Below are 20,117 nucleotides of genomic sequence, written 5' to 3'. Positions count from 1 at the left end.
TCCTAAATCGTCGCGATCAGCGCCATGTGGTCGGAGGTGGATATAATGCGGCCGTAGTTGTTCCACTGCCTAAGAATGGCTTGATCGCTGGCCTCGTTACGGGTCTGGTCGATGATCCGATCAGGCGGGTTAGCGTAGCGCTGATCTGCCATCTGTACGGGCCAAGTGTAAAAGCCTGCTGGAGCGTTGTGCGGCGGCGGATTAACCTGTGCAAAGGGCTGCGGCACAATGCCGTTCATTACGCTGACTTCACCCATCGGGCCGCCAGCGGTCATGCCGAAACGAACCAAGATATTGTCGTAGGAATAGTCGCGAACCGATGAAGAACCTGACCCGATGATGCCGTATCCAGGATAAAAGTCCGCCGTATTGCTTACATACCAATAGGTTGCTTGGGCTAGGGTGCGCATGTGGGTGGCGAAATAACCTGTGTAACCGCTAAAGGTTTGCGGATCGGTTGGGTCGTAGGGTACGGGGGCGGGGACTGTGAGCGCCATTTGATAGCCAAGACCGGTCAGGTTGACATAGGAAGCTTCTTGCTGAAGTTGGTGCTGGGCCGCATTTTGAATGTTCTCTGTCAAATTTAGATTGAAGTCGCCAAGCACAACTTTAACTTGGTTCGCCGTTGGAGCTACGGCAACTTCAGCTAGCTGCGAAAGCTGCTGAATGAAAGTGCGTGCACGCCCCTTGTTGGCGGGGCCATGTACAGCGAATAAATCAATTTGACGGATAACTGTACCGGTGCCGTCCAGTTCCCCGAATGAGACTTGATAGGGCGTGCGGTTATTTCCAAAATTGACCACGTTTCCGGCATTTGGATAGCCAGGGGCTACGTGGAATGTTGTATTCGCGGCGCAGATATCTTCCTGAGCACCCGCGTTTGGCAGTGTGGCAGGAACTTGCCGGTTGGGTAGCACGCCAGCAAACATACCCGGGTAGGCCGCAGTGGCTGGAGCCGGAATTTGGTTCGGATCTACGGCTGGGCCCTGCGCTCCAGGCCAGATCCTAGGGCCAGCGAAAGCCAAATGGGTACTGTCGTAGTAGACTGCAACGGAGTCAGAGACGCCCGTCTGTAGGGGCGGCACCAGCATCCAGTGGTTGTTTCCAGTTGCCCCGCGAATGATATCCAGAAGATCGGTTGCGCCTTGCCCACCCAAACCATCGTCAAGCAACCCAGGGATGTTGTTTTGGGGTTGATGGAGGGTTGAAACTTCTAGAATTACCAAAATGTCCGGCGCTATAGCGATTCCGCCCGGATGAATTGGCATGAGGTTTGACGAGATATAGGATTGATGGCCCAGGGACATTTCAAATGGTTTCACACCGTAGATCGGATCATCGTTAAAGCCGATTGCTTGCAGCTTGGTGATGTCGAACTGATCAATATTCCAAACCATTACCCGGGTCATGACGATGTCTCCTTGTCCTGCGGCTGATCAGGTGCGTGGCCTATTTGCTTTGCTGGAGCCAACAATTTTTTCTGAGCCGCATCCTTGTCGATATAGGCGGCGTACCACCCCAAGGCACCGCTGCCTGTTGGGTCACCGAATAGGAAGAAGTTAATTGGGCTGGAGGGCAACTTCGCCAACCCGAGGAAGGAGAGTGCGATATTGTTGAGCCGCAATACGAAAGCCCGTTGGTCAGCGGTTATGGCCTCCTGACGCAGCAGTAAGCTATCGATGGAAAGCTTCATGACTCCCTGAATGGAGAGAAGCTTGGCACCGGGCGCTGCGCCCGGCAGTTGCAGACCGACGAAGACCGCAGGGGCCGCCGCACCCTTGCCCGAGCTCGGCGCCCAGGCCAGTAGCATCTTTGAGGAGAAACCGGCAGCGGAGACTAGAGCTCCCGGCGTACCCATACTTACCGTATAGCTGATGCCGTACCAGGGGCCGGAGATTGCCTGAACTTTCGGCTCAATGCCCACGGGAAGGTAGCCAAAGTCGATTGGCCGCTTGTCTTCCGCACCGGCGATAAAGCCTGAGACGCTGAGGGCAAGATCCTTGAACAGGCTATGGTCGCGCGCCTTGCTAGCACCCGCATCCAACCCGAGCCGTTCGGTCTCAAAGGTAAAGGTCACCGCATTGGGCGCATCAATCGGCGAGCTCATAGCGATTTCCAGGCCCGAGAAGGCGAGGCCGCTCGGTGGGTCGTTGACCTCGGCACCCTCAGGCAGGCCGAAGGAGAGGAGGTCGACGTGACGAGTGGTATCGTTGTCGGCCACTGAAAGCTGGGCGAACTCGAAAATACCGTTCATTATAAAGCGGCTGCGGATAGTGCCGCTTTTATCCGTCGATAAGGTATTGAATACCACCCGCTGTAGCGCCAGGCTTGGCAATGCGCTGTTGTTCAGCTCGAACACATTGGTGTTGTTTTGTTCGAACACATAGACGGGAGTTGCCCCTTGGCGCTGGTAGCTGCCACGTAGCACCACCGCCGTCGCAGGCAGTTTACCAATTGAGCCGTAACCTTTGGTAACCGGCGACATAAACAACTGATTCATGGTGAGCTGAATACGGCTACGAAAGTCAGTCTGCGCGGCATTCTCGAACAGCGTCTGCAGCTGCAGCACGGTGAAGCCAAAGTCACCTTGGGTAGCGAGCGCCTGGGGCATCTCCGGATTGCCACCCGCAGCAACATAAGCTTGGTACTGGGGCAGTTGATAATCGATCAGGCCGAACAGGCTGCTTGGCACCTGCATGGTCACCTGGGTGCCGTCGACGCTCACCCGGCTGGCAGTTGCGCCGAAGTGATGCGCTTCGAAGCGAGAAAAATCGATGCCTGCCGTTAGTCCCTTGATTTGGTCGGGAAAGCCTGATGGATCCACCTTTGCCTTGAGGACGATAAAGCCTTGCCAGTTTGGATCCTGCACAATCCGGGCGAAGTTAGCGTAAAGCGTGTTGCTCCTTTCTTCTGCCTCTTTGATTCCTTCGTTTAGATAGGTTTGCAGATAGGACGAAAGCCCAGCCAGTGCAGTAGCGGCATCCCCCTGTCCAGTTAGCGAGAAGTCATCCACTCCGACCCACTGATTAGGATTTTTGACCCTTTCGGTCAATGCCCCATCGCAGTATTTTAGAATCAGGATATTGCTGTAGGCGGTAGTATTGAGGCTATCGCCAACCGCTGCCGTCATGCCCCAATCTGCGATGACCACATCACGCTCAAAGATAGCGGTGGCATTGGCTGGAGAAGGTTCACCAAGGTGCTTTGGATTGACGATGACGGCCAACAGTTGGTTGGTTTGGAAAAGGTTCTGTAAATCGGCATCGGGCTCGATAAAGCCAAAATCTACTTCGTCGGTTGCTGGCTTCTTCGCGTTCGACTTGGCCAAAAATATCTTCTGGTAGAGCGCCTCGGCCCCTCCCGCTGAGGCTGTGGCGATCTCGGCGTAAAGCCCCTGGGGGGTAGTCGATTGATGTGTCACATCGTGGGTGTTCGGTATTGCGCTGTTGTCCTTCGCCGCCCTAAGCTCGACCACGGCGCGGATACTGGACACCCCTAGTAGGGCTTTGCGCTCTGCACTCAGAATCTGGCTTTCGAAAGTACCGACCAGGTCGTCAGGGAAACCGTCGTTGTCCTTGGTCAGCCCGGCATAAGGTGCGAAGGGCAGCAGTAACTTTGCATTCGCTGGCTGAGCGATTGGCGACGGGGTTGGCAGCGGTGGAAGTACCGCAAGGGTGCCTGCTTTAGCACTTGCACCCGGAGCATATAGCGGGCTGCCTTGTGGCTGCGCTAGATAGGCTGCTGCACCTCTCGGGCCATTGATAATAGCGCCATGGCTAGTGGTGTAGTCTGTGATGAGCCGCTGCTTGGGCACGGCCGCGCCCGGATCGTCGAGACTGGCACTGGGGAAGGGGAAAACCGGCGCGTAGGCTGAGCAATTGGGTTGGAACTGTACCCGGTCGTAGGAGGCTCCGGCCTTGTAGGGGGTGATTTGGAGCAGCTCCGAACCGAACAGTCCAGGCAGTACCAGGCCACTTCCGTTAGTGCTGAGAGCATAGTCGCCGGCTGGCGCGAAATAGACCTTTGCAAATGGGCCATTAGCTCTATCCCGAGTTTGGAATACCAGCGCCCCGCAGTTTCTCACGGGTAAGTCATCTTCACCGTAACCACCTTGTGCCACCAGCCCGACCGGGTTGCCATGTTTATCACGAAACCAGCTGGCGATATCGGTACCGTCGGCAAAGCCAAACAGGCTACGGTAAAGGCCAATGCTGGGGTCAGAGAGTGCGCCAGTATTTAGCTTATCCAGGGGGTCGAGTGCGGCGGAAAAGCTGAGCGCGGGCAGTTCCTTGGTAACCTCGAATAATGGATATATTTGCCGCTGTTCAGCGCCCTTGCCATCAGCATAGAGATAGTGAAAGCCCGTCTCGAAATAGCTGATCGGACTCCACTTATTTGTCCGTGTCATTAATCCCTTAACGGTTAGACAGCCAGCGAGATCTCCCTGAAATGGAATGACCAGATCGCTCTCGGCCTCCGGTGCGCCGAAGCCATCGTCTGTGTTAAATGCAATCTGCTGCGCTCCGGATTGCCGGAATAGCAGCCCTTCGTCTCGCATCGTTAGCGTGACTTGGCGAGGGATCGATAGGGTAAGTTGGCCGAAATGTAAATTGTAATTGCTGGCTGTGGAAGTGGTGCTGAGGCCCTGGAAAAATGTGATTGTGGTCTCGTTTGGCGCTCCAAATGTCGGCGTTGCCGTGTCGGGCATCCACAACACCGCTGATCCGGTAAAGCGTTGCGGATTACCGATGCCGAACTTGTCATTCAGCCACTCCTGTACGGCAGTGATAAAGGTCTCAGCTTCAGCTTTGTTTTTTAGCGGTGGCGAGTCGGTCGAAAATAGGAAATAGCCCGCGTTGAAGGCTTCCGGCAAGCCCAAGGTGGCAGGGGGACTGCTATCGCCGCGGTAAATAAAGCCAACCCATCCAACTGTCTCTCTAGTTGGTTTTAGCGTATAGAGCGCGCTAGTGAAGTCTTGGGCAAAAAATGGCTCATCAGTCATGCGGATCTCCTTCGCGCGCTTCATCGGACACCCTTTGAGGGGCGGCGACTTGAGGCCAGGCGATGTTAGCCACCGAGGCTGAGACCTGTGTTTCCGGGGTGGTGGCGGTCTTAAAGAAACATTGCAGGAACAGCATGCCGGGCCCTATCTCGGTTGGCACAGCCAGGGTGATCTTCGCGCCCTTGGCTATGTGTAGGTTGCCGGCGCTGATCTCATCCGGGTAGACCTGCACCGGTGCGAGTTGGGTCGTCGTCATGGCGGCAACCGCGCTGCCTTGGAAGAGGAATTCGAAATTTGCCGTGTTGGCGGAGACTCCCCGCACAGTGGTATTGGCGGTGAGAGTAGCGTCGAGCTGGGTAACATAGTGGCCGACTACCGGCAGACCTTTGGCCTGCCAAGAAGCGATATCGCCTTTAAAGCAAAAAGTTTGCCCCGACTGCGTGGCGCTGACGTCGGCCTCCAAAGAAGAGAAATGCGGCGCGGCCTTAAGCTCAAGCTTGATTTTTCCCGTTGCAGTGGCTTCATCGTTGGCGAGATTCAGGATCAGCTCCGGCTCCGTATAACCGAGCAGGCGCTTGCCCATTTCTCGGCCAGCCAGTGCTAGCTTAACAACGACCTGGCCCATACCAGGGGCGACTTTTGCTTCAATGGTGAGAGGCCCCGCGGTGGCTTGATACGGGGCTAGGGCGTTGAAAAATTCAATCACCTCATCTGTGCTGAGTGCACGAGGACGCCCATTCAGCAGTTTTTCGGCTTGCGTCATGACTGCAGATCCGATCATAGGTCGATAAACCCAGTCCGTGCGCCAAGGTGACGACAGCGCTACGCAGAGACTGCGCAAAGACTACGCTCTGGCATTTGAGCCAAAGCGTAGGCGTTGTGGTTAGGATTAATTCGCTGAGGAAAGCGGCCAGCTCGCAACAAGGGCGTTGAAAGGCACTGTACTCGTGGCCGTCTTGATCTTTAAGTTTGCCGCTACCGCCCCGTTCTGCATTGATGTTGGTATCGTCAGCGTAAAGGTGCCGCCTTCTTCGATGGTGATAGAGCCTGCCTTAATTTCGAAAGGGGTTGTAATCTCTGGAGCAAACTGAGTCATGGTGCCCGACCATAGCGTCATCGATCCATAAATAATCGATACTGTTGCGTTCTGACGGGAATCACCGCTCACGGTGGTGTCGATAGATACTTCTGGGGTGATTGAATAGCTGAATTTCAGCGGCGCGCTTGTCATCAGTTCAGCTGTCAGAGTATCGCTCATGGTATTTTCTCCCTAATATAGGCATAAGTTAAAGATCATTTATATGCAAGGCGACGCACTACTTTAGTGGTCTAAGTAAGTATTGGTTCATGGGATGAAAAGTGTCAACGTCAATCCAATTAAAAAGTATTATTTTTTACTATTTATTTGGTTTTTTCATCTATGCTGTTGATTTTGTTTGAATTTTGTTTTTGTTAATAATAAGTGAAACATGCTGGTGATTGAAAGATCGTGATAATCAACAACTTAATATTTTTTCGGTATGGGATTTTATCTGCATGGTATTAAGTTATTGATTTTTGGCTTTGGACTTTCAGGTTGGTGAATAGTTAGCTTGTTAGTTAACCTTTGAGTTATAAGGTTGGGGCTATTGAATACGTCACCTGGCCGGCGCTGTGCCCTGACTATCTTGGAGTTTTCTTCAAGCATGTCTTAGTGAAGAGGCCTGATAGCAGGCGTTATGCGATGAACAGCACAGAGTTCGTGGGGATCCGTCAGCTTTTATAGACTTTTATAAAGATGTCCATATCGGTGGGGTAATAGTCCTTGCCGACATTGGGTGCAGCGCTGACACTCTCTCTAATGCTTCGATTCCCCGTTAGCGGAGAGAGACTGTGACTCGCCATGTTGCTCTATTTGCCTACCCCGACTGCCAACTGCTGGATGTCAGCGGCCCCTGGCAGGTGTTCGCCAGCGCCAATGCGCTAAGCCCCCAGCCGTTGTATCAGTTGACCCTGGTCGCCGATGCCGTCGGCCCGGTTGTCACCAACGGCGGCCTAGCCGTACATGCTACGCACACCTACCATCAACATACTCATTTACTGCCCCTGGATACGCTGTTGGTGGCGGGCGGCAGTGGCGTGATGCAGCAGCGTGAAATAGCCGCAGTAACGCGGGTGCTTTGTGAGGTCGCCCCAGAGGTGAGGAGGCTCGGCTCTATCTGCTCCGGGGCATTTTTGTTAGCCGCTGCAGGGTTGCTGGATGGCTGCCGCGTCACCACTCATTGGCGCCATGCACCTCAACTGGCAGATGAGTACCCCGCACTAAGCGTCGAGCCCGATGCACTCTATATCGAAAGTAACGGCCGCTACACCAGCGCCGGTGTAACGGCGGGGATTGATTTGGCGCTTTCGCTGGTAGAAGCCGATCACGGTGCTGATCTGGCCGGTCGAGTGGCCCGTGAGCTAGTGGTGTTTTTGCAGCGCCCTGGTGGGCAGTCGCAGTTCAGCGAGATACTGCGACACCAACAAGAGGCGGGGCCGCTCCGCCGCCTGCTGGATCAGCTCCACGCCGACCCCAGCGTAGATCACGGGCTTGAGAGCATGGCCGATCTGATGGCGGTCTCCCCGCGCCATTTAACCCGGTTATTTAGGCGCTACTTAAATACCACCCCCGCTGCTTATCTAACCCAACTACGCCTCGAGCAAGCGCGCTTGGCGCTGCTCAACGGGCGCGAAAACGTATCCCTCGAGCGCCTGGCACAACGCTGGCGGCTGGGCGGCGCGGAGCAACTGCGCCGCCAGTTTCAGCGCTACTACGGCGTATCACCCTCGGTATATCGCCAGCGTTTTGCGTCTACCCATACAGATGATTCTATTCAGGAGAGAGTTTCATGCCTTTAACCGTCACCCTATTGTCGCTCTGCCAGGCGCTACTGGTTACCGGTAATGTTTTGCTGATTGCCGTCTCGCCGCTGATTGGGGCGTCTTTGGCGCCAAGTGCGTCATGGTCGACCGCGCCGGTCGCCACCCAGTGGCTGGGGCTGATGTGTGCCACCATTCCCGCCTCGTTAATTATGGCCAGACTGGGCCGAAAGCGCGGCTTTATACTGGGCAATATTTTGGGATTGGTGGGCGCACTGGTTGCCGTGCAGGCGCTGATTGGCGAGCGCTTTGGGCTGTTCTTGCTGTCGACCTGGCTAATCGGAATCGGCATTGGCTTTGGCCAGCTCTATCGCTTTGCCGCGGTGGAAGCCGCCCCCACGCCGATGCGTGACCGGGCGATTGGTTTGGTGATGGGTGGCGGTGTGTTAGCCGCGTTTGCCGGGCCATGGCTGGCCAGGGTGAGCCGTGAGCTGGGTGAGGTGCCGTTTCTGGGCAGCTTTGTGGGCTTGGCAGCGCTCTACGCACTGGCGTTAGTGGTGCTGATGCTGACGCAACTACCGCCTGCTTCCCGCACCCACGGCGAAGGCAATGCACTGCCGCTGGGTAAGATACTCCGCCAGCCTGGATTTATTGTGGCGGTGAGCGCGGCGATGGTCGGATACGGCGTGATGAATCTGGCTATGACCGCCACGCCGCTCGCCATGGCGGGGGCTGGACACCACTTTAACCATGTTTCAATGACCATTCAGTGGCACGTGGTAGCGATGTTTTTACCCTCGTTCTTTACTGGCCATTTGGTCACCCGCTTCGGTGCCAAACAAGTCATTGTGGCAGGCTGCCTGCTGCTGGTGGCAAGTGCCTTGGTCGCTCAGTTGGGTATCGGTTTAGCCGGTTTCAACGTGGCGCTGATTTTGCTGGGCTTGGGCTGGAATTTTACCTTTCTGCCCGCTACCGGGCTGCTCACTGAGAGCTACCGCCCGGTGGATAAAGCGCGCACCCAGGCCGCCAACGAGTTTTTAGTCTTTGGCACCGCTGCGATTACTGCGTTGCTCGCTGGGCCCTTGGTCAGCGGCTTAGGCTGGGCGACACTTAACCTAGTGTTGATCCCTATCTCGCTGGTGCCCTTGGCGGTGCTGGTGTGGCAGCACCGAACCAAGCTGGCAAACGCTTAAAAATCCCCCGGCGCGCACTGCAGGCAAGTAAGCCCGAGCGCGCGCCACTGGGCGACCACGGCATCACGGTCATCCAGCACCAGCCAAGGCGTAAAGCCGTCGCTGCGCATTTGATTGAGTAGCGCGGCTTTTACTTCTTCATCATCTACATGGTCATCGCCCTCAGGGCGCAGGTACATGGCATCAAAGGGGATAGTGTGGCGCTCTAGCCAGCGTTGGGTATGCTCACGATGGCTGTCGGGGCGACCGCTACAAATCACGATCTGCTGGCCTTGGGCTTTCAGTATCTTGACCAGCTTGGCCACCGCTTCGATCACCGGCGCTTCGGCCATATGGGCAAAGAAGGGCTCCCACTGTTTTTGGCTGCCCAGCACCCAGTCACTGACCTGGTGGGGGTGAAACTCGGCTAAGGTGCCGTCAACATCAACAATTACTGCGGTCATGCAAAACTCCCTAAGCTGGAAAGGGTGACTAGACGTGAATGAGCAGATAAACGCTGGGCAGTGCAGAGGCGCTCGCCTAGTAGTCCATGCCAGGCATTCAATTCGTTATTGGCCAGCTGGGTAAATAGCGGCACCACTTGAGTGGCGCCCAACTGATCGGCAAGCGCCACCAGGTGCGACGCGCGTAGGTGAACATTCCAGCGCTGCCAGCTGATTTGGTCTGCCGCTAGCTCGGCGCGGCGATCAGGGGTCAGATAACCGGTGTGGAGCAGGTGGTGGTCGGGCCACTGTTCCGGCGTATCACTGCGATCGCACATCAACATAAGGGTTGGCGAGTAAGCGTTCTGCCGCGCTAAAAGTGAGCGAATCGAGTGGTCGAGCCCAGGCCGACGCAGTGTTGCAGGCAGTGCCAAGAGCGCGGCCAGGTTGTCGCGAATCACCGGGTCGATGGCGAGCGTTAACTGCCGCCGGTCAGCCTCTTTCGCCAGCCAGAGTGCCATCTCCAGAGCGCGGCCGGTTTCCGGCACCGGAAATGCCAGCGGCTGATAAAGATGCTCACTAATGGCCTGTACACAATGTGCTTGGGGTTGGTCGTAGCTGCCGTAGGAGGCATCCAGTAGCGCAATAACCGCTTTCGGCGGAGTATCAAAAGGAAACAGTCGCGACTCAAAACAGGCGTCGCCGCTATAGTAAACACCGCCCCCTACCGCTAAATGTAGCCACACACCGCCTAGCGAGTGCCCCGCTTGGCCGGTGGTAACAATGATGCCTTCCACCTCTAGCGTGCCGCGTTCGGGCAGTGGGTGCCAGGGGCGGTTGTGAGGCAAGGCATTGGCTACCAGTGGTGTGCAATAAAGTGGCACGTTCTCCGCTAGCTCGGCCACGCCGCCGATATGGTCGATATGGTCATGGCTGATCAGTACGGCATCCACATCCAGGTTGTTCGTCCAAGTAATGGTGTCATCCGAGTGGAGTGCACCGCCTGCATCTAGCAGTAGGCGTTTTCCCTGGGCTTCTACCACTATCGCAGCAGGCCCTTTGGCGCCTAAACCACTGAGAATCTCGATATTGACACTCATTGGTCGGGCTCCAGGCACCAACCCTGCTGAAGGTCGACGACAACCTGGCTACCCAGGTCAGGCGCGGTGTGGTGGTAGGCCAGCAGTGTTTCCCCGCTGGGCAGGCGCAGTGCGAGCTCATAGCGCTCGCCGCGGAAAATCACGCTTTCCACCTGTGCGGCAAGCTGGTTATGAGTGGGAGTCGCGGTGGAAAGGGGGGCTGCGCTGATCTGAATATGTTCCGGGCGAACCAGTACCGTTTGGGTGCGCTCGGGCTCGATGGCGTTGAGCCCGCGCATTAGGGCCGCGCTCTCAAGGCGCTTTCCAGGGTGACCGGCGGCGACCTTTAATTGGCTGCCCTGGCCGATAAAGCCTGCTACCCAGGCGGTTCTCGGCTGCCTGTAAAGGGTTTCAGGGGCGCCCCATTGAACCAGCTTGCCCGCTTTCATCACGGCGATTTTGTCTGCCAGCGCCATGGCTTCGGTTTGGTCGTGGGTGACATAGACCAGCGTGGCGCCAGTGCGCTGATGAAAATCGCGGAAGCTGTGCTCCATGGTGGCGCGCAGGTGCCGGTCAAGGTTGGCCAGCGGCTCATCCAGCAGCACCACCGAAGGGTCGCTGACCAGGCAGCGCGCGAGAGCGACGCGTTGGCGCTGGCCTCCACTGAGGGCCTGGGGCATGCGATCGGCGTAGGCATCGAGCTCCACCAGGGCCAGGGCCTGCTGCACCCTGTGGTGGTACGCTGCCCCGCGCAGGCCGCGTAGCTTGACCGGGTAGCCGACGTTGTCAGCCACGCTCATATGCGGCCATAGCGCATAGGATTGGAACACCATGGCCATATTGCGCTGTTCAGGCGGCACATGGGTATCGGCGCTGGCCAGGGTGCGATTGGCTAATTGAATCGTACCATCGTTGATCGTTTCAAAGCCTGCCAGCATGCGTAGCATGGTGGTTTTGCCACAGCCACTGGGGCCGAGCAGAGCGACAAACTCGCCTGGATTGATCGTCAGCGACAGCGCATCAACTGCCGTCTGCTCGCCAAAGCGCTTGGTGACACGGTCGATCGTTAGCCCTGCTGTGTTTAACCCTGATGTGTCTAGCTCTGCCATGGAATGACTCCTTTGGGTAAACGCGGCGCCAGTAAACTGAGTGTCAGCATCAGCGAGGCGACCATGATCACCACCAGCACTGACACCGCAGAGGCCAGCACGCTTTCGCCGCCTTCGTCGAGGTTGAAAATCAGCACGCCGAGGGTTTCGTTACCGGCGCTCCATAGCAGGGCTGACACGGTCAGTTCGTTGACCGCCAGCAGAAACACCAGCAGGCCGCCTGCAAACAGCGCGGGTGCGACCAGGGGTAAAATAATGCTGCCCAGGCGCCGCCAGGGGCCTGCACCCGCGAGCTGTGCCGCCTCTTCAAGGGAAGGATCCAGCTGCGCCAGGCTGGCGGCGACGGGCTTAACGCAGACCACCAGAAAGCGCGCCAGGTAAGCGATAAAAATCAGCCCCAGGGTGCCGTAGAGCGCCACATTGATAATCGGCAGCGGGCGAACAAAGAGCAGGATGCAGGCAATGGCCAATACCACGCCGGGAAGCGCATAGGGAATCTCAATGGCACTGAGTACCACACCCCGCCAACGTTCCGGCAGGCGCTGTAGCCGGTAAGCCAATGGCAGACTGAGCAGCATCAGCACCACAGCCGCGCTGCCCGCCAGCCACAGACTGTTGTTCACCGCTCGCCATGTGGCGCCTTGGCGACCCACCACTTCGGCGTAAGCGTTCAGGGTGGCGGTCTCGGCGTTTAATGGCACGCCCATGGCGGGTACCAGCGAGCTGATGATCAGGGCAAGCAGCGGCGCGACCAGAATAATCAGTAAGATCCCGACGAGCGTGGCGGTCATCAGCGAGCGCCAGCTTCCCAGGGTGAAATCATGGGAGCGCCCACTATGGCCGCCCAGCCCGAAGCGGCTGCGATTCATCAATTGCTGCTGCAACGCCACTCCGGCCAATGCCAGTAAACCAATCAGCAAGGAGAGCGCAGCCATCTCTGCCAACACCCCTGTGCCAAAGTTGGCCATACGCTGGTAGATCAGTGTGGGCAGTACGTAATAGCCTGCGGGAATACCCAGCATGGCGGGGATGCCGAAGTTGCCGAGACTAGAGATAAACGCCATCGCGCCCCCGGCGATCAAGCCGCTACGGGTCACGGGTAGAATAATATGACCCCACACTTGGGTTTGTTTGGCGCCGCTAATGCGAGCGGCTTCAATAAGCTCTCGGGGTAGCGAAAGCAGACTGGTGCGCAGGGCTAAAAACACCAGCGGTGCGCTCTGGATGCCCAGCAGTAAGGCGATACCTTCAGCGGAGTAGAGTGGTTGCGGGCTGCCCAGTGGTGGCGCCAAGCCAATGCTTTTCAGTAGCGGGCTGGCCGGGCCAAAGAGCTGCAGCCAGCTCAAGGCGGTAACCTGGGGCGGAATCATCATCGGCAGCATAAAGCAGAACACCAGCCACGCTTTGCCGCGCACATTGGTGAGCGTGATGGCAAAGGCGAATAGACTGCCCAGCACCAGAGCGATCAGCATGCCGAGCCCCGAGGTATACAGGCTATGCCAGAGTGCTCGCCAAGTGCTGGCACTACTGAGCACCTGCCACAGCGGTGACTGGCGGCCCTGAGCAAGATCGCTCAACGCCTCCATCAGCAGACGCAGGCTAGGTGCCAGGCTCAGCAGTACAATGGCGATCAGCAGGCTTGAAAGCAGCCAGCGGTGCTGGCTGCCGTACTTGTTGTCGTTGCCGGTCTTGTTGTCAAAGATGAGAGCGGACGTCATGATTACCCGCCGAAGAGGTCACTAAAACGCTGTTTAAGCTCTTCTTCCTGCGCTAATGCCTGCTCGGCATCAACCGGCATCAGGGTAATGCTATTGCGCTCGGGGAAGCCTTCCGGTGGGGTAACGTCGTTGTGAGCAGGCAGGTAACCCTGCTGGCTGACCAGTTCCTGGCCCTGCTGGGAAAGCACGAAATCAACAAACTTTTGCGCGGCACCGACATTCTCTGCGCCCTGCATAATAGCGACCGGCTCGGTTACCGCGCTCACGCCCTCTTCCGGAAACACGAATTTGACCGGCGAGCCTTTGGCGGCTTCACGAATCGGCAGGAAGTCCACCACGATGCCGTAGGGCTTGGTGCCTGCGGCTACGGCGTTAAATACGCCACCATTGCCACCTTGTGCTTCGGTGCGATTGTCGTGCAAGGCGTCGTAATATTCGGCGCCTAATTCTGGGTTGGCACTAATCGCCGCCATATGTATCAGCGCCGCGCCGGAGTAGAGCGGGCTGGGCATAGTGACCAACCCTTCGTAGTCAGGCCCCAGCAGGTCTTGCCAACTTTGCGGCTGATGTTCGGCGCCAGTGTTATAGACAATCCCGGTGGTGATCAGCTTGGTGCCGTAGTAGTAGCCTTCCGGGTCATACAGGTCGGCGTCATAGGCCTGGCGCTCATCGCTTAGGTAAGGCTGTAAATGGCCCTCCTGCTTGAGTGATTCCATGGTCATGCTGTCGGCAATCAGCAGCACGTCAGGGTTGCTCACCCCGGCCGAAAGCTCCGAGCGCAGCCGTGTCATCAAGCGCGTGGTACCGTCGCGTACCCACTCCACTTCAATATCGGGATAGGCTGCTTCAAAGGCGTCAACGGTTTGCTGTGCATCGCTATTGGGCTGGCTGGTGTAGAGCGTTAGCGTTTCGTTCGCCGCTACCTGAGCCGAAAGAGAAAAGCTGGCTACCGCGACGGCAGTAGTAAGGGCAGATGTCGGAATAGATAACAGGGGGCGCTTCAACATGGGTAAACCTCCAGTGAGTGAACCCCACCTAAGCTACTGTCATCTGCTTACAACAAAGTGACACTATGCTTTCGTTCAACATTTTGTGGCTTTCGTTTGCTGCACTTTTTGCTTTCGTTGTGCCGAGAGGGGTTATGCGCCAGTTCGAACGTCGACAACAGCTGTTACAGCGAATCCACTCACAAGGGCGCCAGTCGGTAGACAGCCTGGCAGGCGAGTTTGGGGTTTCTGTGCAAACCCTGCGTGGGGATATTCGCCACCTGGCTGATAAAGGCCTGGTGCTGCGCCGCCAAGGGGAAGTGCTGCCGTTTCCCGAGCAGGAAAATATCGGCTACGACCAGCGTCAGATCGTTAACGTGGCGGGTAAACGGCAGATCGCGGCGCGGGCAGCGAGCTTGGTACAGGATCATCAAGCACTGTTCTTAGGCACGGGCACCACGGTTGAGCAGTTGGCCGATGCGCTGAGTGATAAGCAAGGCCTGCATATCATGACCAATAACCTGCATGCGCTGATTAAGCTGTGCCAGTTGAGGTGTGAGTTAGTAGTAGCCGGTGGGCGAGTGCGTCGTCGCGACCAGGATGTGATTGGCGGCGATGCCTGGCGCTTTTTTCAACGCTACCGTGCCGATGTGGGGATTGTGTCGGTGGGGGGAATGGATAGCCATGGCCAGCTTTATGACTACAACGACGACGAAGTGATGGCCCGTGAGGCGCTGTTGGCCCATGCCGGTTATCGCGTGTTAGTGCTGGATAAAACCAAGTTCGACCTGCCACTACGCTGCGCCGCGGGTCAACTGGGTGATTATGATGCCGTAGTGACCGATGTACCGCTGCCAGACAAACTACGCAGCCCCTTGGCTGCCCAAGGCGTTCGGTTTTTGGGCTAACGGTGCACGCTTCTCGTTACTGCTATGCTGATAGATTGCTAGTGCCGAAGCGAGGAGTGCGATTATGGCAGGTGGATGGGCAAAAGATGGCGCCGAACAAGAGCAGATGGAAAGCACGCTAGAGGATGCGGTGCAGCGTGCGCGTAGCCAGTTGCCCCGCGGCGAAAGTCTTGAGGTTTGCGAAGAGTGTGGCAATCCCATTCCTGAACCGCGCCGTAAAGCGATTCCGGGCGTTAGACTGTGTGTGGTGTGTCAGGGTGAATTGGACAAAAAGCAGTCGGCCTATAGTGGCTACAACCGTCGTGGTAGTAAAGATAGCCAACTGCGTTGAACGGGCTTGTGTCTAAGCGTCCTGGTCGGTGTCCGGCAACTGCTTAAAATAGACATAGCGGTGAAGGCGAATTGCTGGGCGAATCAGCAGTTGGATGCTACCTATCACAAACAGCCACACGCCGACAGTTTGAACCGCACCCTGGTAAAAAAAGCAGACACTGCCGATCGTAAACCAAATGCCCAGCATAAAATCGTTGATCATGCTAAGCACCTCATAGCGTTGGTGCACAACGAGTTCGCGATGCCCAATGATGAAAGTCCAGTCGTTAGTCACCGGATCCTGTTGGCGCTGCATCATTAGTCTCCTGGTTGAATGTTCAATTAATGAAAATTGGGATGAGTTTCGTTTAACATGTGTACCAATATTCATTTTAACTAAACGCTATTGTGGCACACTATCGTCGTACTCAAAGGTAGTATTAGGCTTCTGATATTCATTGATGATACATGAAAGCCACAAGTAACCGGGTGAGGCATTGAGGGCGAGTAATGATCAATGACACGCTGCTGACAGCGGTGGAAAATGAGTTGCGTAGAGGGCCTTGGCGGTTACGTTTTGCTGATGAAGTGGAAGCAAGGTTTGAAGAAGATACTCAGCGCCAACGTAGCCGTAGCATGGTCATGGCAGGGTTGATATCGGCGATCATCTACTGCTTGTTTTTGATCAACGACCACAGCTTTCGACCGGATACTTTCGCCACAGCGCTAGCGTTAAGGGTGGGGGTAATGCTGCCTTTTGGTATGCCAATTCTGTGGTGGGTTTACCGTGGTGTGTCTCCAGCCCAACGTGAAACGTTAATGGCGAGTACGGTGATCGTTGCTACGGTGATTTCATGTTTGATCTTGGTGGAATCCACCGTTCCTTACTCTTACCTGGATGTTTTCTCTTTCGGCCTTATTTTGCTGGTGGGTAATATTGTTTACTCACTGCGGTTTAACTATGCCTGCGTCTCATCTGCCATTTGTATATTTATAATACTGCTTTTTGTTCTATCTTATGACCCCATGCCGCCAGAGGCGAAGCGGCTAGCAATATTTACTATTATCGCTCAGACGCTGTTTACGTTAGTGGCCAACTATCGTTTCGAGCAGAGCGAGCGAACCTCCTACTTGCATGTATTGAAAGAAAAGCTCCGCGCTGGCTATTACTTAAAAGATAACCAGGAACTGTCGCGCATGTCGGTGACTGATCCTTTAACCAATCTTGCCAACCGGCGCCAGTTCGATACGGTTTTTCCTGTGCGCTGGCAGGAGGCTACCGATAAAGGCCTTTGTTTAGGGCTGATGGTGATCGATATCGATCATTTCAAAGCTTACAACGACTACTATGGGCATCCTCAGGGTGACGAGTGCTTGCGCCAAGTCGCTACTGCCATGCAGGCCAATAGCCGTGATGCCGATTTAGTGGTGCGTTTTGGCGGTGAAGAGTTTGTAGTGCTAATAGCCAATGCATCGCCTGAGGCGGCAAAACCGGCGGCCGAGCGCATTCGGTGCAACGTGGAGGCCTTGGAAATTCCTAATCACGGTGTCTCGGCGCAAAGCGTTGTTACCGTTAGCGTTGGCGTTGCAGTACTCTACCCGAAAGTTAGCCTTGCCCCAGCCGAACTATTATCCCAGGCAGATGACGCGCTTTATGAAGCCAAGCGGCAAGGCCGCAACCGTGTATGGGTGGCTAGTGCGATTGATTCATCATCTGGCGATAATGCTATTGATGGCTTAAGCGTATCAGCCTAGTCGCGGAGATTAACGGGCCAACTGGCGGCTAGCCAAACACGTAAACGTTTGTGAGGAGAGAACTGTGGAGATTGATCAACATTACCGCGCGCTAAGCGTTGACACTCTATCCCAGCGGCTTGGTGATGTTGAGGCGGTGGTTAGACGCGTGGGCGAAGAACCCGCGAGCTGGGACATTCGCGAGGTGGGTGACGGCAACCTCAACCTAGTGTTTATCGTCTCCGGTGACGCGGGCAGTGTAGTGGTTAAGCAGGCGCTTCCCTATGTACGTATGGTCGGCGAGAGTTGGCCGTTGCCGGTCTATCGTGCCCACTTTGAGTACTACGCCTTGGTGCGTCAGGCCAAGCGTGCACCGGGCATTGCCCCTGAAGTCTACTACTTCGACAAGCCCCAGGCGCTGTTTGTGATGGAGTATCTGCACCCCCACACTATCTTGCGCCGTAAGTTGATCAACGGTGAGCGAGTCGCTCGACTTGGCGAAACCATCGGCAAGTTTTGCGCCCGCACGGCGTTTCGTGGCTCAGAGCTTTCGCTGAGTAGCCCAGAGAAAAAGGCGGATGTGGGGCTGTTTTCCGGCAATGTGGCGATTCCTGCCATTACCGAATCACTGGTATTTACCGACCCTTATTACGGCGCTGAAATGAATCACCACACCCCGGAGCTTTCACCGGTGGTGGACGAATTGCGTCGTAACGCGCGTTTAAAGGCCAGAGTACAGCGGCTGTTGATGAAGTTCACCGCGAACACCGAAACCATGCTGCACGGTGATCTGCACTCCGGCTCGATCATGGCCACGGATACCGACGTGCGGGTCATTGACCCCGAGTTTTCCCAGTACGGGCCGATGGCTTTTGACCTGGGAATGGCGGTGGCCAACTCCCTGATGGCCTACTTCAGCCAGCCCGCTCACCGTCAAGAAGGTGAGCTTGATGAGTATCAGGCGTGGATCCTTGATGTGGTCGATGCGTGCTTTAGCCACTTTGATGCCGAGTTCCGCCACCTGTGGCAAACCGAGCGGACGGGCATTCTGTTTCCCAAGTCGCTATTTGAAGAGCAGGGCAACAGCGCAGATGATGCCTGTGATGCACTGCTTGAAGAGATACGCCTGGATGCGCTGGCCTACTGCGGCATCGAAATGCATCGCCGTGTTTTATCACTGGCCCACAACGCCGATTTCGAAGAGATTGAAGACACCGCGCTGCGCGCCAAGCTTGAAGCGCGCAATGTGCTGATGGGCCAAACGCTGATTATGGAGCCGGAAGCCTATAGTGACCTTACCGCGCTGGTGGATTTAGCCAGGGCGTATAACCAGCAAGAGGTGCTGTAAGCGGTTTACAGGGGAGTTAGAACGAGCAGGTAGGGCCGGAACAAACCGTAGCGGGGGTCTTTCGCCATGGCCGGAAATGGCTCCATGCTATTCCGGCATTCCCGCCATCCCTGGCGGTCAGATGGCGAAAGTAGCGCCCAGGGATGGGTTTACAGCGCCCCCGCGTAGGTTTGTTCCGGCCCTGCCTAGGCTTACAGCAGAACTATTTAAAGCTGATCCAGGCGATCGAACTTCCCGGCGATATCGCTTTCGGTCCAGTGGGGTACCCAGCCTTCCACATTATCGAAGAAGCGCAGCGCAGTGAATTCTGGCGCAGGGCCCATATCGAACCAATGGGGCGTGTTGGTGGGTACGCTGATCAGGTCATTGCGGGTGCACAGCACCTGATACACCTTGTCATCGATGTGCAGACAAAATAGCCCTTGTCCTTTGACGAAGAAACGCACTTCATCTTCATGATGGCGGTGCTCGTTTAGGAACTTCTGCCGCATGGCGTCTTTGTCTGGGTGCGTGGGCACCATATGCAACACATCAACGGTTTGATAGCCGCCTATGGCTTTGACGCGGTCGATGTCGTCTTGATAAAGCGCCAAAATATCTTCCTGGGTGGCGTCGTCGGCAATTTCGCCCGGCGCTGCCCACCGCTCAAACAGCACGCCCACCTTGTTTAGCTCAGCGCTAATCTGCTCGCCGTCGGTGGTGTTGATCAGGGCATCGTTCGGGTTCTGATCAGCAAATACTTTCAGTTGCGACATCGTCGGTTCTCCTAAAGCGCAATTTCATCAAAGCGAGTAACGCAGGCATGGGTGTTGCCAGGCTGGGTGCCTTCACGCACCAACTGCAGGGTTTGCATGCCTGCCTGTTTGGCGGCATCCAGTTCTTCGACCACGTCAGACAAGAACAGCACCGCTGCCGGCGGCAGGTCAAGCTCGGCGACAATGCGATGGTAAGCGGCAGCCTCACGTTTATGGCCAATATGGGTATCAAAGTAGCCGCTAAATAGCGGGGTTAGATCGCCCGCATCGCTATAGCCAAACAGCAGCTTCTGCGCCTGCACCGAGCCGGACGAGTAGACGTACAGCGCCTTGCCCGAGTCTTTCCACTGGCGCAGGGCAGGGGCTACATCGCTATAGAGATGGCCTTTAAAGTCGCCGCGCTGGTAGCCATCGGCCCACACCATACCTTGCAGTGCTTTCAGCGGAGTAACTTTTTGGTCAGTCTCGATCCAGTGCAGCAACTGGTCGATCACTGCCTCAAGTGGGGCGTTAGGGGAGCCCATTTCGCTGCGTACGGCATCAATTTGCTCGGCAACTGCAGGTGTGTCTGCATTCGCACGTAGAAAGTCGGGCAACTTGGCGTGGGCGTAGGGAAAAAGCACCTTATGGACGAAGTTAATGTCCGTGGTGGTGCCTTCAATATCGGTCACAATGGCGTGAACAGTTGAATTACTCATTTAAGGCTACTC

The 20,117-nt window shown here is 56.1% G+C and carries 18 protein-coding genes; 6 read left to right on the top strand and 12 right to left on the bottom strand.

Features of this window, described 5'->3' with window-relative positions:
• Window positions 1-2 precede the first annotated feature (2 nt).
• The 4 genes from LMS44_RS19495 to LMS44_RS19480 form a co-directional block, all read right to left on the bottom strand.
• Window positions 3-1,409: a hypothetical protein gene (locus tag LMS44_RS19495; RefSeq protein WP_022521861.1), complete on the bottom strand. Its 1,407-nt coding sequence runs from the start codon at window positions 1,407-1,409 to the stop codon at window positions 3-5.
• A complete protein-coding gene (locus tag LMS44_RS19490; protein WP_498946167.1) occupies window positions 1,406-5,002 on the bottom strand; it encodes a hypothetical protein in 3,597 nt (1,198 codons plus the stop codon). Before LMS44_RS19490 ends, LMS44_RS19495 begins: the two co-directional genes overlap by 4 nt.
• Window positions 4,995-5,765 (bottom strand): hypothetical protein, encoded by a 771-nt coding sequence (locus LMS44_RS19485; RefSeq protein ID WP_138799355.1) that lies wholly within the window; start codon window positions 5,763-5,765, stop codon window positions 4,995-4,997. The genes LMS44_RS19490 and LMS44_RS19485 overlap by 8 nt, the downstream gene beginning before the upstream one ends.
• Window positions 5,766-5,891: 126 nt before the next feature.
• Window positions 5,892-6,260, bottom strand: a complete 369-nt coding sequence (locus LMS44_RS19480) for a hypothetical protein (protein WP_022521864.1) — start codon at window positions 6,258-6,260, stop codon at window positions 5,892-5,894.
• Window positions 6,261-6,874: 614 nt separating this feature from the next.
• Here LMS44_RS19480 and LMS44_RS19475 point away from each other — a divergent pair.
• Both LMS44_RS19475 and LMS44_RS19470 read left to right on the top strand, forming a co-directional pair.
• A complete protein-coding gene (locus LMS44_RS19475) occupies window positions 6,875-7,882 on the top strand; it encodes a GlxA family transcriptional regulator (protein WP_138799356.1) in 1,008 nt (335 codons plus the stop codon).
• Window positions 7,873-9,036 carry an MFS transporter gene (locus LMS44_RS19470; protein WP_138799357.1) on the top strand — a complete coding sequence of 388 codons (1,164 nt, stop codon included), beginning with the start codon at window positions 7,873-7,875 and terminating at the stop codon, window positions 9,034-9,036. Before LMS44_RS19475 ends, LMS44_RS19470 begins: the two co-directional genes overlap by 10 nt.
• Here the strand turns inward: LMS44_RS19470 and LMS44_RS19465 are convergent.
• The 5 genes from LMS44_RS19465 to LMS44_RS19445 are packed head-to-tail and all read right to left on the bottom strand — an operon-like array spanning window position 9,033 to window position 14,371.
• Entirely contained in the window at window positions 9,033-9,479 is a 447-nt protein-coding gene (locus LMS44_RS19465) for a phosphatase domain-containing protein (RefSeq protein WP_022521867.1), read from the bottom strand. The genes LMS44_RS19470 and LMS44_RS19465 overlap by 4 nt on opposite strands.
• A complete protein-coding gene (locus LMS44_RS19460; protein ID WP_138799358.1) occupies window positions 9,476-10,558 on the bottom strand; it encodes an MBL fold metallo-hydrolase in 1,083 nt (360 codons plus the stop codon). The genes LMS44_RS19465 and LMS44_RS19460 overlap by 4 nt, the downstream gene beginning before the upstream one ends.
• Window positions 10,555-11,646, bottom strand: a complete 1,092-nt coding sequence (locus LMS44_RS19455; RefSeq protein WP_138799359.1) for an ABC transporter ATP-binding protein — start codon at window positions 11,644-11,646, stop codon at window positions 10,555-10,557. Before LMS44_RS19455 ends, LMS44_RS19460 begins: the two co-directional genes overlap by 4 nt.
• The gene (locus tag LMS44_RS19450; RefSeq protein ID WP_159177394.1) at window positions 11,634-13,364 is read right to left on the bottom strand and encodes an ABC transporter permease; all 1,731 of its coding nucleotides are present in this window, start codon (window positions 13,362-13,364) and stop codon (window positions 11,634-11,636) included. Before LMS44_RS19450 ends, LMS44_RS19455 begins: the two co-directional genes overlap by 13 nt.
• Window positions 13,365-13,366: 2 nt before the next feature.
• Window positions 13,367-14,371 (bottom strand): ABC transporter substrate-binding protein, encoded by a 1,005-nt coding sequence (locus LMS44_RS19445; RefSeq protein ID WP_498946164.1) that lies wholly within the window; start codon window positions 14,369-14,371, stop codon window positions 13,367-13,369.
• A gap of 134 nt (window positions 14,372-14,505) precedes the next feature.
• On the opposite strand from LMS44_RS19445, the gene LMS44_RS19440 reads away from it, so the two are divergent.
• Together LMS44_RS19440 and LMS44_RS19435 are read left to right on the top strand one after the other, a co-directional pair.
• The gene (locus LMS44_RS19440) at window positions 14,506-15,258 is read left to right on the top strand and encodes a DeoR/GlpR family DNA-binding transcription regulator (protein ID WP_278370267.1); all 753 of its coding nucleotides are present in this window, start codon (window positions 14,506-14,508) and stop codon (window positions 15,256-15,258) included.
• A 64-nt stretch (window positions 15,259-15,322) separates the two neighbouring features.
• On the top strand, window positions 15,323-15,589 hold the full coding sequence (locus tag LMS44_RS19435) for a DksA/TraR family C4-type zinc finger protein (protein WP_022521873.1): 267 nt from the start codon (window positions 15,323-15,325) through the stop codon (window positions 15,587-15,589).
• Window positions 15,590-15,601: 12 nt separating this feature from the next.
• On the opposite strand, the gene LMS44_RS19430 is transcribed toward LMS44_RS19435, so the two are convergent.
• Window positions 15,602-15,889, bottom strand: coding sequence for a YrhK family protein (locus LMS44_RS19430; RefSeq protein WP_309599324.1), 288 nt, complete (start codon window positions 15,887-15,889; stop codon window positions 15,602-15,604).
• Window positions 15,890-16,080: 191 nt separating this feature from the next.
• On the opposite strand from LMS44_RS19430, the gene LMS44_RS19425 reads away from it, so the two are divergent.
• Window positions 16,081-17,325, top strand: a complete 1,245-nt coding sequence (locus LMS44_RS19425; RefSeq protein ID WP_159177391.1) for a GGDEF domain-containing protein — start codon at window positions 16,081-16,083, stop codon at window positions 17,323-17,325.
• 64 nt (window positions 17,326-17,389) lie between these two features.
• Window positions 17,390-18,652 (top strand): S-methyl-5-thioribose kinase, encoded by a 1,263-nt coding sequence (gene mtnK, locus LMS44_RS19420; RefSeq protein ID WP_159177390.1) that lies wholly within the window; start codon window positions 17,390-17,392, stop codon window positions 18,650-18,652.
• 206 nt (window positions 18,653-18,858) lie between these two features.
• Here mtnK and LMS44_RS19415 read toward each other — a convergent pair whose 3' ends face one another.
• Complete coding sequence (locus LMS44_RS19415) at window positions 18,859-19,407, bottom strand: 1,2-dihydroxy-3-keto-5-methylthiopentene dioxygenase (RefSeq protein WP_498946160.1); 549 nt, start codon at window positions 19,405-19,407, stop codon at window positions 18,859-18,861.
• 11 nt (window positions 19,408-19,418) lie between these two features.
• A complete protein-coding gene (mtnC, locus tag LMS44_RS19410) occupies window positions 19,419-20,105 on the bottom strand; it encodes an acireductone synthase (RefSeq protein WP_138799364.1) in 687 nt (228 codons plus the stop codon).
• Between the last annotated feature and the right edge of the window lie 12 nt (window positions 20,106-20,117).

Origin of the sequence: Halomonas profundus (assembly GCF_020865425.1) — a bacterium.
Taxonomy (GTDB): Bacteria; Pseudomonadota; Gammaproteobacteria; order Pseudomonadales; family Halomonadaceae; genus Vreelandella; species Vreelandella titanicae.
The sequence above is the reverse complement of the archived record's forward strand: the minus strand, read 5'-3'. Positions and strand labels throughout refer to the sequence as shown.

What these genes read in the sequence shown, in the direction of transcription:
- LMS44_RS19495 (WP_022521861.1), bottom strand. Translation starts at nt 1,409, where the DNA reads ATGACCCGGGTAATGGTTTGGAATATTGATCAGTTCGACATCACCAAG.
- LMS44_RS19425 (WP_159177391.1), top strand. Translation starts at nt 16,081, where the DNA reads ATGATCAATGACACGCTGCTGACAGCGGTGGAAAATGAGTTGCGTAGA.
- LMS44_RS19490 (WP_498946167.1), bottom strand. Translation starts at nt 5,002, where the DNA reads ATGACTGATGAGCCATTTTTTGCCCAAGACTTCACTAGCGCGCTCTAT.
- LMS44_RS19415 (WP_498946160.1), bottom strand. Translation starts at nt 19,407, where the DNA reads ATGTCGCAACTGAAAGTATTTGCTGATCAGAACCCGAACGATGCCCTG.
- LMS44_RS19445 (WP_498946164.1), bottom strand. Translation starts at nt 14,371, where the DNA reads ATGTTGAAGCGCCCCCTGTTATCTATTCCGACATCTGCCCTTACTACT.
- LMS44_RS19485 (WP_138799355.1), bottom strand. Translation starts at nt 5,765, where the DNA reads ATGACGCAAGCCGAAAAACTGCTGAATGGGCGTCCTCGTGCACTCAGC.
- LMS44_RS19480 (WP_022521864.1), bottom strand. Translation starts at nt 6,260, where the DNA reads ATGAGCGATACTCTGACAGCTGAACTGATGACAAGCGCGCCGCTGAAA.
- LMS44_RS19440 (WP_278370267.1), top strand. Translation starts at nt 14,506, where the DNA reads ATGCGCCAGTTCGAACGTCGACAACAGCTGTTACAGCGAATCCACTCA.
- mtnC (WP_138799364.1), bottom strand. Translation starts at nt 20,105, where the DNA reads ATGAGTAATTCAACTGTTCACGCCATTGTGACCGATATTGAAGGCACC.
- LMS44_RS19470 (WP_138799357.1), top strand. Translation starts at nt 7,873, where the DNA reads ATGCCTTTAACCGTCACCCTATTGTCGCTCTGCCAGGCGCTACTGGTT.
- LMS44_RS19435 (WP_022521873.1), top strand. Translation starts at nt 15,323, where the DNA reads ATGGCAGGTGGATGGGCAAAAGATGGCGCCGAACAAGAGCAGATGGAA.
- LMS44_RS19450 (WP_159177394.1), bottom strand. Translation starts at nt 13,364, where the DNA reads ATGACGTCCGCTCTCATCTTTGACAACAAGACCGGCAACGACAACAAG.
- LMS44_RS19430 (WP_309599324.1), bottom strand. Translation starts at nt 15,889, where the DNA reads ATGATGCAGCGCCAACAGGATCCGGTGACTAACGACTGGACTTTCATC.
- LMS44_RS19460 (WP_138799358.1), bottom strand. Translation starts at nt 10,558, where the DNA reads ATGAGTGTCAATATCGAGATTCTCAGTGGTTTAGGCGCCAAAGGGCCT.
- LMS44_RS19455 (WP_138799359.1), bottom strand. Translation starts at nt 11,646, where the DNA reads ATGGCAGAGCTAGACACATCAGGGTTAAACACAGCAGGGCTAACGATC.
- LMS44_RS19465 (WP_022521867.1), bottom strand. Translation starts at nt 9,479, where the DNA reads ATGACCGCAGTAATTGTTGATGTTGACGGCACCTTAGCCGAGTTTCAC.